This window comes from Halomonas sp. DQ26W, assembly GCF_003339685.1.
GTDB lineage: Bacteria > Pseudomonadota > Gammaproteobacteria > Pseudomonadales > Halomonadaceae > Halomonas.
This window is the reverse complement of record NZ_QPKI01000037.1, coordinates 1-11,971: the sequence shown is the minus strand read 5'-3', so window position 1 is coordinate 11,971 and position 11,971 is coordinate 1. Positions and strand designations below refer to the sequence as shown.

Annotated in this window: 13 protein-coding genes and 2 pseudogenes; 6 read left to right on the top strand and 9 right to left on the bottom strand. The window is 63.3% G+C overall.

Annotated elements, in window-relative coordinates; all coding sequences use genetic code 11:
- Positions 1–76 precede the first annotated feature (76 nt).
- The 3 genes from DU490_RS15740 to DU490_RS15730 all read left to right on the top strand — a co-directional run bounded on the left by DU490_RS15740 (position 77) and on the right by DU490_RS15730 (position 3,082).
- Positions 77–1,387: a short-chain fatty acid transporter gene (locus tag DU490_RS15740; protein ID WP_114575197.1), complete on the top strand. Its 1,311-nt coding sequence runs from the start codon at positions 77–79 to the stop codon at positions 1,385–1,387.
- A gap of 124 nt (positions 1,388–1,511) precedes the next feature.
- Entirely contained in the window at positions 1,512–2,039 is a 528-nt protein-coding gene (locus DU490_RS15735) for an acyl-CoA thioesterase (RefSeq protein ID WP_114575196.1), read from the top strand.
- 35 nt (positions 2,040–2,074) lie between these two features.
- The gene (locus DU490_RS15730; protein WP_114575195.1) at positions 2,075–3,082 is read left to right on the top strand and encodes an ion transporter; all 1,008 of its coding nucleotides are present in this window, start codon (positions 2,075–2,077) and stop codon (positions 3,080–3,082) included.
- An 18-nt stretch (positions 3,083–3,100) separates the two neighbouring features.
- Here the strand turns inward: DU490_RS15730 and DU490_RS15725 are convergent, their stop codons facing one another.
- The 3 genes from DU490_RS15725 to DU490_RS15715 all read right to left on the bottom strand — a co-directional run bounded on the left by DU490_RS15725 (position 3,101) and on the right by DU490_RS15715 (position 3,920).
- Entirely contained in the window at positions 3,101–3,427 is a 327-nt protein-coding gene (locus DU490_RS15725; protein WP_258801692.1) for an I78 family peptidase inhibitor, read from the bottom strand.
- A 126-nt stretch (positions 3,428–3,553) separates the two neighbouring features.
- Positions 3,554–3,685 carry an entericidin A/B family lipoprotein gene (locus tag DU490_RS15720; RefSeq protein ID WP_114479694.1) on the bottom strand — a complete coding sequence of 44 codons (132 nt, stop codon included), beginning with the start codon at positions 3,683–3,685 and terminating at the stop codon, positions 3,554–3,556.
- Positions 3,686–3,788: 103 nt separating this feature from the next.
- On the bottom strand, positions 3,789–3,920 hold the full coding sequence (locus DU490_RS15715) for an entericidin A/B family lipoprotein (RefSeq protein WP_114575194.1): 132 nt from the start codon (positions 3,918–3,920) through the stop codon (positions 3,789–3,791).
- A gap of 175 nt (positions 3,921–4,095) precedes the next feature.
- Here DU490_RS15715 and DU490_RS15710 point away from each other — a divergent pair, with 175 nt between their 5' ends.
- Positions 4,096–4,518, top strand: coding sequence for an HIT domain-containing protein (locus DU490_RS15710; protein WP_114575193.1), 423 nt, complete (start codon positions 4,096–4,098; stop codon positions 4,516–4,518).
- A gap of 6 nt (positions 4,519–4,524) precedes the next feature.
- Here the strand turns inward: DU490_RS15710 and DU490_RS15705 are convergent, their stop codons facing one another.
- From DU490_RS15705 to DU490_RS15690, 4 genes are all read right to left on the bottom strand, one after another.
- Positions 4,525–5,574, bottom strand: coding sequence for a nickel/cobalt transporter (locus DU490_RS15705; protein ID WP_258801691.1), 1,050 nt, complete (start codon positions 5,572–5,574; stop codon positions 4,525–4,527).
- Positions 5,565–6,239: a DUF1007 family protein gene (locus tag DU490_RS15700; RefSeq protein WP_181870071.1), complete on the bottom strand. Its 675-nt coding sequence runs from the start codon at positions 6,237–6,239 to the stop codon at positions 5,565–5,567. The genes DU490_RS15705 and DU490_RS15700 overlap by 10 nt, the downstream gene beginning before the upstream one ends.
- A 67-nt stretch (positions 6,240–6,306) precedes the next feature.
- Positions 6,307–6,663 carry a hypothetical protein gene (locus DU490_RS15695; protein WP_114575191.1) on the bottom strand — a complete coding sequence of 119 codons (357 nt, stop codon included), beginning with the start codon at positions 6,661–6,663 and terminating at the stop codon, positions 6,307–6,309.
- Positions 6,663–7,214, bottom strand: coding sequence for a hypothetical protein (locus DU490_RS15690; protein ID WP_114575190.1), 552 nt, complete (start codon positions 7,212–7,214; stop codon positions 6,663–6,665). Before DU490_RS15690 ends, DU490_RS15695 begins: the two co-directional genes overlap by 1 nt.
- An 85-nt stretch (positions 7,215–7,299) precedes the next feature.
- Between DU490_RS15690 and DU490_RS15685 the strand changes: the two are divergent.
- A pseudogene (locus DU490_RS15685) lies at positions 7,300–7,695 on the top strand (Dps family protein); the annotation flags it as partial.
- 84 nt (positions 7,696–7,779) lie between these two features.
- Here the strand turns inward: DU490_RS15685 and DU490_RS15680 are convergent.
- Positions 7,780–9,249 carry an aminoacyl-histidine dipeptidase gene (locus DU490_RS15680; RefSeq protein ID WP_114575188.1) on the bottom strand — a complete coding sequence of 490 codons (1,470 nt, stop codon included), beginning with the start codon at positions 9,247–9,249 and terminating at the stop codon, positions 7,780–7,782.
- Positions 9,250–9,325: 76 nt separating this feature from the next.
- Positions 9,326–11,239 carry a tRNA(Met) cytidine acetyltransferase TmcA gene (locus DU490_RS15675; protein WP_258801689.1) on the bottom strand — a complete coding sequence of 638 codons (1,914 nt, stop codon included), beginning with the start codon at positions 11,237–11,239 and terminating at the stop codon, positions 9,326–9,328.
- A 551-nt stretch (positions 11,240–11,790) separates the two neighbouring features.
- On the opposite strand from DU490_RS15675, the pseudogene DU490_RS15670 reads away from it, so the two are divergent.
- Positions 11,791–11,971 (top strand): annotated as a pseudogene (locus tag DU490_RS15670) (C4-dicarboxylate ABC transporter); the annotation flags it as partial.

Below are 11,971 nucleotides of genomic sequence, written 5' to 3'. Positions count from 1 at the left end.
CAACCTTCTGAGCTTGCGCTATTTTTTTCAGACGGCCCGACAGCCTTTCAACAACATTAAAAGAAGCGAAACTGCCATGCTCAAATTCCTCTCCAAGCCTGCCGTGAGGCTGGTCGATCGTTACCTACCCGACCCGTTCATTTTCGTTCTGCTACTGACTATCGTCGCGGCCGCCGCGGCCATTGGTGTCGAACGCCAGACACCGCTGGCGGTCATGCGTTTCTGGGGCGACGGCTTCTGGAATCTGCTGACGTTCTCGATGCAGATGCTGCTGATTCTCGTCACCGGCTTCATGCTGGCCAGCTCACCACCGGTGAAACGCATGCTGCAGCAGCTGGCAGGTAAGGCCAAGAACGCCGGCAGCGCCATCATCCTGGTCACCCTGGTCTCGCTGCTGGCCAGCTGGATCAACTGGGGCTTCGGGCTGGTGGTGGGGGCACTATTCGCCAAGGAGCTGGCACGGCTGATCCGGGTCGATTATCGCCTGCTGGTGGCCAGTGCTTACTCCGGCTTCGTGGTCTGGCACGGCGGTCTCGCCGGCTCCATTCCACTCACCATCGCCACCGACGGGCACTTCACCGCCGACCAGATCGGTGTGATCGGTACCGGCGCCACCATCTTCTCCTTCTTCAATCTGGCGATCGTGGTGTGTCTGTTCATCAGCATTCCCCTGGTCAACCGCCTGATGCTGCCCGACGAGAAGGACAGCGTCTATGTGGACCCCAAGGTGCTGAGTGATGGGCCCGATGCCCGGGTGCGCATCACCCGCCCAGCCGATCGCCTTGAGAACAGCGTGACTCTGGCCTGGTTGGTGGGCATTCCCGGGGTGATCTTCCTACTCGACCACTTCATCCTGCGCGGCGGCGGCCTCAACCTGAACATCGTCAACTTCATGTTCCTGTTCCTGGCCATCGTGCTGCACCGCACCCCACGCAGCCTGCTCGAGAGCCTCAACGAGGCAATCAAGGGCGGTGCCGGCATCGTGATCCAGTTCCCCTTCTACGCCGGGATCATGGCGATCATGGTGCAGTCAGGGCTTGCCGAGACCATGTCCCAGGGTCTGATTTCATTTGCCACCGAAACGTCGCTGCCGTTCTGGTCCTTCCTCAGCGCCGGTATCGTCAACCTCTTCGTGCCCTCCGGCGGCGGCCAGTGGGCGGTGCAGGCACCGGTCATGCTGCCGGCGGCAGAGGCACTGGGCGTGGACGTCGCGCGCGTGGCCATGGCCGTGGCCTGGGGCGACGCCTGGACCAACCTGTTGCAGCCGTTCTGGGCTCTGCCGGTACTCGCCATCGCTGGGTTGAAAGCCAAGGACATCATGGGCTTCTGTCTGATCCAGCTGTTCATCACCGGCGCCATCATTGCCGTGGGTCTGACCTGGTTCTGATCCCACCCTCGAGTCTGGCCCCTGGGCTGGACTCTGCCAAAGGCTGGGCACGGCACCCCGCCAGCGAGTCGTGACGATTGCGGCAAGGCGTTATGCTGTAGGAACGGCACCACAGGAAATCGATATGGATCACTCCGACCTGCCCGGCCAGCACGAATTAAGCATGACCGTGCTGATGACTCCCGACATGGCCAACTTCAGCGGCAAGGTCCATGGCGGCGCCATCCTGAAGAAACTCGATGAAGTGGCCTATGCCTGCGCCAGTCGCTATTCGGGCCACTATGTGGTGACGCTCTCCGTCGATCAGGTGCTGTTCAAGCAGCCGATCCACGTCGGCGAACTGGTGACGTTCCTTGCCTGCGTAAACCATGTCGGCCGCTCCTCCATGGAGATCGGCGTGAAAGTCGTCGCGGAGAACATACGCGACAAGGTGATTCGGCATACCAATAGCTGCTATCTCACCATGGTGGCGGTGGATGCCAACGGCCACCCCGCCAGGGTTCCACCGTTAAAGCTGACGACATCGCTGCAAAAACTGCGCTTCGAGAAAGCCGCGCTGCGCAAGAAACTGCGCAAGAAGGCCGACGAGCAGGAGCATCAGGCGCAAAAGGACCATTTCGCCAACCAGGCGAGCCGGCAGCAGGACAGCTGAGGCGCATCGAACCGATACCGGACAAGGAGAGGTCTATGCCCCACACCAAGCCTGAACGCGCTGGCCCCACACTCTTTCTCGAGCGCATGCACCTGGCATGGGACCTGGTCATCATCCTGCTGGTCATTGCCAACCTGACGCTGCTGCTGATCGATGGCCTGTTTCTGCTGACACCGCTGAACGACGCCTTCAAAGCCATGGCCCCGGGGCTGCATGGCGCCTACGACCGGCATATCCATGACAACTTCGTCGCCATCGACCTGGTCTTCGTGGCAATCTTCGTGCTCGATGTCCTGCTGGGCTGGGCGGTGGCGATTGCCGAGCGCCGCTATCATCGCTGGTTCTTCTACCCCTTCGTGCATTGGTACGACGTGCTGGGCTGCATTCCGGTGGGCGGGTTCCGGCTGCTGAGGATATTGCGGGTCATTTCGTTGCTGCAGCGCCTGCAACGACTGGGCCTGATAGATATCCGCCAGTGGCGGCTGTACGGCATCTACGCCAAGTACTACGACATACTGATCGAGGAGCTGTCGGACCGTATCGCCCTGCGCCAGCTGAGCAGTATCCAGGAACAGGTGCGCAGCAGCGAATCACTGTCGCAGCGTATCGTCGATGAGGTGATCATGCCGCGCAAGCAGGCGCTGATCCACGAAATTTTCCGACGCCTTGAGGTGATGGCCGACAGCGCCTACCGGGCCAATCGCGATGACCTGATGCGCTTCATCAACGCCCTGGTCAGGCGAACCCTGGCGGAGAGCCCAGAGATCAAACGGCTCAGGCGGCTGCCGCTAGGTGGCCAGGTCGCCAGTGCCCTCGACGAAGCGCTCAGCGATATCGCGCAACGCCTGGTGCACGAGGCCATCGAGGGCCTCCATTCAGTGGAGTTCGACTCGCTGGTGGAGCACCTCGCCGACAGCAGCTTCGATGCCTGGCTGACAGTCGATGCACACACCGACCAAGTCACAAATCAAGTTCTGCTCGACACCCTGGAACTGCTCAAGGAGCAGGTCGCCCACCAGCGCTGGAAGCAGCGCTACGACTGAAGCGGACGAAAGCCGGCTTCAGCCGCAGCCGATGTCGGTAATTTCCTCATTCTCGTTGACGCGCACGTTGAGGCGATCCTCTCGGTAATCTAGAGTGTAGGCGTAACCGGGGCGCATCACGCGAAGCGCACCCGCACTGCTCTGGTCGCGCATCGACTCGCCCAGCGCCTCGTCATAGCGGCGACCGACACGGTCCTGAACGCGGTTCGCGCCACAGGCATCCTCGCCACTGCTGACGCGAGGAGGCTGCGGAGCAGGCTCACGGGGTGGGTTGGTCTGGTTCATGGGAGCACAGGCGGTAAGCAGCAACAGGCTGGTAAACGACAGACACAGTTTTATGGACATGGCCATCGGTTTGCCTCAATGGCTGACGGGAACAATAGTAAGGACGGCCATGATGAAAGACATACGGGCATGCCGCCTGGCATACCCGCGTGTCGACCGAACCGGTCATAGAGTTAGAGCACGGACTTATTCGGCGGCATCCTGTACAGCCTGTCCGCCGCGCTCCACATCTTCTCCGGCACCTTGCATGGTGTTGCAACCTGCAAGGGCGCCGGCGGTCATCAGCAGGGCAAAGCTAAGGGCAATGGCTTTCTTCATGGTCGTTTCTCCTTAAACATTACTGGGACATCCATTCCTTTCCGTGAAGCAATGGCCTCGTTCAGCGTAACAGGCCTGGCCAAGCCTTGCCTAATTCTCCGCTTCAGCTTGCCTGGCGCTGAATCGCCTCGCCGCCTTTTTCGATGTCCTCGCCCGCGCCACGCATGGTGTTGCAGCCATTCAGCAGTGACAGGGCAAAGAGCGAAACCAGCAACATGGGTAGTATCCGTTTCATTTTGCCTTCTCCATTGGGCAGGACGTCTGCCTCTTTAATCTAGCATCGACGGCCCGCCACTGCGTTGATTAAGACAACAACGCCTCGCTCCGCCGTAGTGAGGCCATTCTCGAACTGGCTGTGTCATGATGAGACCGGCGGATACTCAACACGGCGATCACGACGAGAGGGAGCCATGACAGTCATTGAACTCGACGAGCGGCTGGTGCAGGACAGTTACCCGGTAACCGAGCTATCACTGTGTCAGGTCCGATTGATGGATGACGCCCGCTTCCCTTGGCTGGTCCTGATTCCCCGCCGCAGCGGCGTAAGCGAGCTATTCGATCTGGACGAGGTGGACCAGCAGCGGCTCTGGTACGAAGCCACGCAGGTCGGCCGAATGCTGAAGACCCTGGCCAAGGGGGACAAGCTCAACATTGCCAGCCTCGGCAACGTCGTGGCCCAGCTCCATGTCCATGTTGTCGTCAGGCGCAGGGACGATGCCGCCTGGCCCTCGCCCGTGTGGGGCCACGGCGAAGCCGAACCCTACGATCTGGACAGCCTGGCCAGCATGCGGGACCACCTGCTGGCCCGGATCGAGGCCCTCAATCTGAGGTAAGCGAGCTCAGCCCCCACCGAAGGGGCTGGCCCGGGCGGGCGACTCGGCGCCGGCACTGCGCGAAGGCGGCTCCCCCAGCAATGGCACCGAAGCGGGCTGGGACACCCCGGTAATGGAAAGCGAAATCCCCAACGCCATGATGGCCAGCCCGCCTCCCAGAGATGCCCAGCCCAGCATGCGACCGGCACGCTCCATGCTGCTCTGCCGGGCCAGACGACGCTCGGCCCAGCCACGCGCCACGACGCTGGCCAGCGCCAGGCCAGAGACGGTCAATGCTGTGCCCAGCGACATGACCAGCACGGCCGCGACCCCGACCGGAAACTGGCCCAGCAGGGTCGCCGCACCCAGCAGCAGTACTCCACCGCTACAAGGGCGTATGCCAATGGCGACGACGGTAGCCAACGCGGTACGCCAGTCGGCGGCCTGCCGAGGGTCGACGTGGTGATGTCCCCCACAGCAGTGTTCATGGTCATGTTGCGGGTCCGCCACATGGTCTGCTGTAGCGCCCGGCGACGAGTGAGCATGGCCGGGGGTCACTGGACGTCGTAGCTGGCGAATGGCCCGCAGGCAGAGCCAGGCTCCCAGCAGCACCACCATCAGGAAGCTGGCCTGCTCGACCCAGATCACACTGCCCATGGCCTGACGAGTAACCCAGCCAAGGCCATGCACCAACACCACGACCAGGCTGATGGCGACGACGCCCTGCAGCAGTGACGCAGCAAAGGAGAGCGCCAGTGCACGGCGAACCGCCCCGCCCTGGGTGAGCAGGTAGGTGGTCAATACCGCCTTGCCATGGCCAGGCCCCGCGGCATGGAAGACACCGTAGCCGAAGCTGATGCCAAGCAGTGCTATCCAGGTGGCCGGCGAGGGAGTCCCGGAAAGTTCGGTGATCGCCATGGTGAGGGCGCGGTGGAACTCCCGCTGCCAGGATACCAGTTGAAAGCTCAGCGACTGGAAGCTCCCCTGCGCGATCAGCAGGACGAAGAGGGCAACCAGCAGCAGGCCGATCCCGACCAGCCATCCTCTGCCATGACGACGCATAGCACTTATTCGCATGTCACCTCCCCGGTCTCGGCAAAGTGACGGCCCAGCCCCGGCTCGGCCTGATCGGTAATATCCAGCATCGAGGCCTCCATGACGCGCTTGGGATCCGGATCAGCGGGCAGGATGCGTGTCGTGCATGTCAGATCGCCGTTGACCGTCAAGGCATCATCCAGGGGGGTGTTGCCCTCGGCCTCGTGTACCACCTCGAGGTAGTAGGTGGGATCGAACACCTTGTAATGCAGTGTCTTCTCGCTCAGTGGCAACGGCGTCTCCATCGGCAGCATGAAGATGAACTCGACTCGCCCTCCGCGCTCCATGACGGTGTATTCGGTCACCTCCCCCACGGCAATCTTCTCGCCCCCTACCCGCAGTTCGGTGAAATAGTCAAGGGGTGCCAGATTCTGCCGAATTTCGCCACCCAACCGATCCAGACCCGCTTCGAGGCCGCCCTCGCCCACGGCCAGCCCCAGCTCCTCGAGGATGATCAGGCTATAGAAGGGATCCATGCGCCAGGCCTGATGCAACCCTTCGAGGCGGCCCTGATCGTCGAGGATCACGCGCATACGCATATCGATCCAGCCATGGGGGTGTGCCTGGGCCAGCACCGGAATCAGCATCAGCAGGGTCAGCCAGCAGCGTGCACGGCTCGGCAATGAAGAATGAGGTAGCAAATTCATGGTTGTCGGGTATCTCGAAAGCAGGTGAAACAGTATGCGCCATACAGAACGCTGGTACACCGAGACATCAAGGAGCCAGCCCAAGCCGAGTCTGCAGTGCCGCCAACAGTCGGTCGAGCAGGTGAGGCGGCAGCGGGCGACCACCTCGCGTGGCCGTCATAGAGATGCGTGCCACCTCGCCCTCGGGCATGACCTCCGCCCTGACCCGATAGCCGGGCCAGCGCGACAACGTCGCCTCCACCCTGCCCAACTCGGCATCCGCATGGCGTATCACGTAGCCCTCGTCCATCAACAGGTCGACGGTTTCCTGCAGCACGGCACCTGGCATGACAGCCAGGGAGAGCTCGCGGGGATCGGGGGCCGGGGCAGTGACCGCACAACCGGTCAGCACGAGCACTAACAGCAGAATGGCGAAACGGGACATTAACCGCCTCCCGAGGAGTCGGTCGTGGTCATGGCATTGCGTAGAGAAAGGCAGAAGTCGGTGTCGCTGGCGCTGCGTGCCTCGCGGATCTCGCCTTGCCAGTCGATGATCTGAATATCCCGCGTGACCCGCACCCATCCACCGTCGGCCACCAGCGAAACGCGTTCCAGGCGCGTGGCATCACGAGTGAAGCTGCCTGCCACGCCGCCAAAGCCGATCATGACACCGGTGGATAGACCGCCGCGCCCGCCGCCCACGCCATAGCCGCCGAACACACCGACGCGGTCACGATCATGGAAGTCACTGTAACCGGGCACCGTACGGGTACGCTCGGCATTCAACAGCCCCAGCGCCGTCTCGGTGTGCCGGATCACGAAGCCGTCTCGCTCGAGTGCCGTGAGAGAGCGACGCAACCACTCGTCCGCACCGATACCACCGGTTTCCCAACGGCACTCTGCTGCTGGTAGAGGCTCCGCCGTTGGCAGTACCGTAGGAGCGGTCTGGCAGCCGGACAATACCAGCAGGCAGGGCATCCACCACCATGAACGCATTGGGTCTCTCCCGATCGATTTGCCTCGCAGTCTACTCGGCACAGGGCGCCATGCAACCGCCGGATGCGCAGCATGCCACGTGAAGGCCCACTATCAGAGTCTCGCCATGACGCAGGGTTCCCGCAAGGTCGTGAAGGGCCCTCAGTTCTTCGAGCTGCACACCAAGTTCGAGGAGCTCTATACCGACCTGCTGACCAAGGTTGACGATGTCGCTGAGCGCATTCTGACCTTGGGGCACCAGCCGGCTCACGTCTACAGTGACTATGTTTCCCTGGCGGTGATCGGCGAAGACAAGGACGTACGGGATGGCGAAGCCTGTGTACGAGGCGTGCTCAAGGGCTATCAAACGCTGATCGAGCTGCAGCGCGAGGTGCTTGCCCTGGCTTCCGATGCCGATGACGAAGGCACCGCCGCCCAGGCCGGCGACTACATTCGCGAGCAGGAAAAGACCGTCTGGATGCTCAACGCCTACCTGGGCTGAGTGTCCCGATATCGGTTCATCCCGTTACGGCACCGCCCATCGGTCGGTGCCGTTTTCCGTGCCCGGTTCGTCCTGACGAAAGCCTCAGGCCACCCGATCATCGGCGAGATCCTCGATCAGCCCCCGCAGCAGCGCCCAGAACTCCTCGACGGATGCCAGCTCCACGCGCTCGTCGGGTGAGTGGGCCCCACGAATCAGCGGGCCGAAAGAGATCATGTCGAGATGGGGATACTTGCCCGCCAGGATGCCGCACTCCAGCCCAGCATGGATCACCTTGACCGCCGAGTCGCTGCCCTGCAGCCGTTGATGCAGCCGGCGAAAGCGTGCCAGCAAAAGGCTGCCGGGGTCGGGCGTCCAGCCGGGATATCCGTTTTCGACCCGGGTACGGGCACCGATCAGATCGAACAGCCCGGCAAAACGATCGGCCAAGTCTGCCGTGGCAGAGTCGCGCAGCGAACGAACCAGTGCACAGAGATGGAAGCGCCCCTTCTCAAGGCTTACCACACCCAGGTTGTTGGAGGTCTCCACCACCCCGGGCACATCCAGGCTCATCCGCTCCACACCACAGGGCGCCACGTGCAGCGCCGCCACCAGCATGCGGCTGGCATGGGCGTTGAGCGCCTTGCCCGGTGGGGACATCAGTGGCTGCAGCGCCAGCGTCACCCCTTCGTCGACACCTGCCAGTTCGGCACGTAGCTCCTGCTGGAGCGCGGATATCCGTTCGCGGGCAGCCATTTCCTTGTCGGCCGGCAGGGCCAGAGTGGCAAACGCCTCGCGGGGCAAGGCATTGCGCAGGGTGCCGCCTTGGTAGTCGACCAGGCGAGCATCGAAGGCCTCCAGCGCCCGCAGGGCCCGCACCAGCAGCCGGTTGGCGTTGCCCCGGCCGCGGTGAATATCGATGCCGGAATGCCCCCCTACCAGGCCGGTCAGGGAAAGCCGGATTGCCATTTCGTCATCGCCAAGCTCGGTGGTCGGCAGCTGTGCTTCGACGACGATATCAGCGCCACCGGCACAGCCGATGATGACCTCGCCGCGATCCTCGGAATCGAGATTGAGCAGCACCTGGCCCTCGAGCCACCCCTCCGTCAGGTTCAGGGCACCGCCCATGGAGGTCTCCTCCTCCAGGGTGAACAGCGCCTCGAGCGGGCCGTGTTTCAGGCTGTCATCCTCGAGCACGGCCAGCGCCGCCGCCACGCCAAGCCCGTTGTCCGCTCCCAGTGTGGTGTGGCGGGCATGCAGCCAGCCCTCCGCCACGTAGGTCTCGATGGGGTCCCGCGTGAAGTCATGGGGATGGTCGAGGTTGGCCTGAGCCACCATGTCCAGATGCCCCTGCAAGATGATGCCCGGTGCCGCTTCATGGCCCAGCGTGGCAGGCTTGCGAATGCGCAGGTTGCCGAAGGCATCGCGGTCATGAACCAGGCCGCGGGCATCGGCCCAGGCCTCGAGAATGGCCACCAGCGCGGCCTCGTGCCCGGAGGGCCGCGGCGTGTTACACAGGGTACGGAAATGCCGCCACAGTAGCTGCGGCGAAAGCTGCTCGAGATGTTCGTTCATCGTTGCGTCTTCATGTGGATAACCGGGCTACCTTACCGGGACGGTGACGCCGGGGAAAGTTCACTCAACTCTCCATTCAACCCTGCGCAAACCGACCCTCGATGAGACGTGCCACGGCCTTGCGCAGCTTTTCCATGACGCCGCGTCGCCCCGCCACCTTTAGGTTAGTCGCCAACCAGCGCATGTCACGGCCCTGGAAGGCCCAGGCCACCAGGCAGGCCAGTACCGGGTCACTGCACCGCTCGACCGCTGCCTGGCGCAGTAGGGCCTGCAAGGGCGGACGTGCCAACGCCGGCTCACGATAGCCGAAGGCCACATCAGCGATATCGCGCCGAGCGATGGCATCCAGGGCGGGCCTCGGCCCTTCGGCCAGCAGCGCCACCGCCACTGCCGGATCCAGGGACTTGAGTTCGAAGGCAAGCAATGCCGGCAGCAGTCGCTGAAAACCTGACGTGAGCTCGTCGACCAGGGCCTCGCCCCTGTCACTGGTCGGCGCCAACACCATCAGTGCATGCTCGCCAGTGGCGGTCTCGCGGGACAGCCCCAGCCTGACCGCCCGAAAACCCTGCGCCTGCCAGAAGGCGATCAGGCCCGGCTCGGCGCCGAAGCTTGCGCCCAACATGTCGACGCCATCCCGACGGGCCGCAGCCAGGACTGACTCGAGCAACTGTCGCCCCAGCCCTTCGCGACGGCGGCCGGGATGCACGGCGATACGCTGCACGCGGCGCAGCCGAGCCTTCAGGGCCTCACGGGAGCCGGCGTGTGCCGCCAGGGACTGAGCCATAAGGTGGCCCCGCGGACGACGCTCGCCCCGCGCCACCCGTTCGGCCAGTTCGGCTTCGAAACCGCCTTCGTCCCCGAGGACGATCACCCCCTGGGGGCGACTCTCGGCATCCAGCGTCGAGACCCGCAGCCCCGGCTCATCGAGCAGCCGTCGCAAGTCTCCCGGGGTTGTGCGGTAGTGAGCCTGAACGAGCAGGCCGAAGATGTCTCGCAGTGCCGCTTCGTCGGTGGTGAGCCGGTCGCGTGGCCACGTCTTCTCGATCAACGCGGCTGTCGCAGGTGCGGCGGGTGGCGGCTCGGCATCAAGTAGCAGCAGGTCGCAGACCAGGCGTTCCAACGGGTCGCCCACCGCCCAGCGCACCGGTGCCGCCAGATGAAACTCGTGCCAATCGGGAGCCTGACGCTGCAGTCGCTCCCGAAAACGCAGGGCAAAGCCGCGGCCAGAGCCTTCGTAGCCGTGGATGGTGGTAGCGAAGGCAATGCGGGGGAAGGCCTCGAGCCACTGGCCGAGCAGGCTGGCGGGGATCGCCGCCGCCTCGTCCACCAACAGCCGACTGCCACTGCCACCCGCGTCTCCCCGTTCCGCCATGGCGGACAGCTCATCAGGCGCAACGAACGCCACCCTGCTCCCCTCGGTATCGACGAAGTCGTTACCTTGCCGCTCCCCTTCCGGGCACAGCGACGACAACCGCTCGAACAGTGACGACACCGCAGCGGGGCGGGGGGCAGTGACCAGTATCTCACGCTCTCCGCCAGCCAGCAGCCGGGCGCAGGCGATCCCCAGGGCTGCCGTCTTGCCGCGCCCGCGGTCCGCCGTGAGTACCAGAGGCCGGCGCCGCTTCAGCCTGACCAGCCGCGCCACCGCCTTGGCCTGATCGGTTGTCAGGCAGTCCGGGTCCTCGACGGGAGTGGTCCTGGCAGGCACCGCACCAGGGCCTTGGGGTAGCACAGGCATCCCACCAGCTCGCCAGTGAACCACGCTATCGGCTGACTCCAGCAGGCGGCGTAGACGTAAGAAATAGGGGCCCACGACCGAGCACTCCGCTTGCGGCCTGCCCCAGTCGGCGGGCGTGAGCAGCAGCAGCAAGCCCCCGGCACGCAGGGTACCGCTCAAGGCACCGAAGGCATCGGGGTCGAAGTCGGCGCCCGCCGACACCGTATCGAACACGAGCAGATCATGCTCGCCCCCCAGGTGACTGCGTGCCATCGTCGGGGAAAGCCACTGACCGGCCTCGCACCCAGGCGGCTGTTCGGCAGCCACCCAGCACGGCGCTTGCCAGTTACGCCGCTGCCAGATGTCAGCCGCATGAGCGAGTGCCTCATCCGCATTTCCGCTGATCCAGACGAGCCCCCGCCAACCAAGCCTCGCCATTTGGTCTGACCAATTCAGCAATAAAGCGACCTCTGACTCTCTCAACAGACCTCTCACATCGCTCTCCTGTAGGAACTCTGCTCTTTTCTGGCAAGAGTAAAGAGCTCATTTTCTTAGCAATTGGTCGAAATGTCGCTCTGACGGCCAGTCATGAGCACGCTAATTCAAGATGTTCTTTCCAGGATTTTCGCGTCACGTTATCCTATTTTTCCAGACATAATGGCGAATTTCGCAATTCCTATCGTAAAACTTACACGAGTGCCGCAAAAGCCATAATTGGTATTACCAATTTTCCAACTTGAGCCGAACCGGCCCCCTCTATAACCTCGTCTTCGGAATAGGCCTTTCCTAAAACAATACCCGTCGCAACAAGTGGAGTCGCGTCTATGCAAGCCCTTACTGGCCCCAGAATGCCTGCCCGTTTCAAGCTGATCGGCACAACAGCTGCCGCTGTGCTGGCAAGTGCCACCCTGGCAAGCACCGCCAACGCCCAGGAGAGCGTCCGCTGGCAGGTGCCCATCGCCTTCCCGTCCCACCTGGTCGGCTTGAGCACCCCCGTGCGCTATC

Bases quoted from the DNA above. Each gene is read 5' to 3' on its own strand.
- DU490_RS15680 (WP_114575188.1), bottom strand. From the start codon at position 9,249: ATGAACGAACATCTCGAGCAGCTTTCGCCGCAGCTACTGTGGCGGCAT.
- DU490_RS15725 (WP_258801692.1), bottom strand. From the start codon at position 3,427: ATGTCCATAAAACTGTGTCTGTCGTTTACCAGCCTGTTGCTGCTTACC.
- DU490_RS15735 (WP_114575196.1), top strand. From the start codon at position 1,512: ATGGATCACTCCGACCTGCCCGGCCAGCACGAATTAAGCATGACCGTG.
- DU490_RS15700 (WP_181870071.1), bottom strand. From the start codon at position 6,239: ATGAATTTGCTACCTCATTCTTCATTGCCGAGCCGTGCACGCTGCTGG.
- DU490_RS15710 (WP_114575193.1), top strand. From the start codon at position 4,096: ATGACAGTCATTGAACTCGACGAGCGGCTGGTGCAGGACAGTTACCCG.
- DU490_RS15715 (WP_114575194.1), bottom strand. From the start codon at position 3,920: ATGAAACGGATACTACCCATGTTGCTGGTTTCGCTCTTTGCCCTGTCA.
- DU490_RS15740 (WP_114575197.1), top strand. From the start codon at position 77: ATGCTCAAATTCCTCTCCAAGCCTGCCGTGAGGCTGGTCGATCGTTAC.
- DU490_RS15730 (WP_114575195.1), top strand. From the start codon at position 2,075: ATGCCCCACACCAAGCCTGAACGCGCTGGCCCCACACTCTTTCTCGAG.
- DU490_RS15695 (WP_114575191.1), bottom strand. From the start codon at position 6,663: ATGTCCCGTTTCGCCATTCTGCTGTTAGTGCTCGTGCTGACCGGTTGT.
- DU490_RS15720 (WP_114479694.1), bottom strand. From the start codon at position 3,685: ATGAAGAAAGCCATTGCCCTTAGCTTTGCCCTGCTGATGACCGCCGGC.
- DU490_RS15690 (WP_114575190.1), bottom strand. From the start codon at position 7,214: ATGCGTTCATGGTGGTGGATGCCCTGCCTGCTGGTATTGTCCGGCTGC.
- DU490_RS15675 (WP_258801689.1), bottom strand. From the start codon at position 11,239: ATGGCACGCAGTCACCTGGGGGGCGAGCATGATCTGCTCGTGTTCGAT.
- DU490_RS15705 (WP_258801691.1), bottom strand. From the start codon at position 5,574: ATGCGAATAAGTGCTATGCGTCGTCATGGCAGAGGATGGCTGGTCGGG.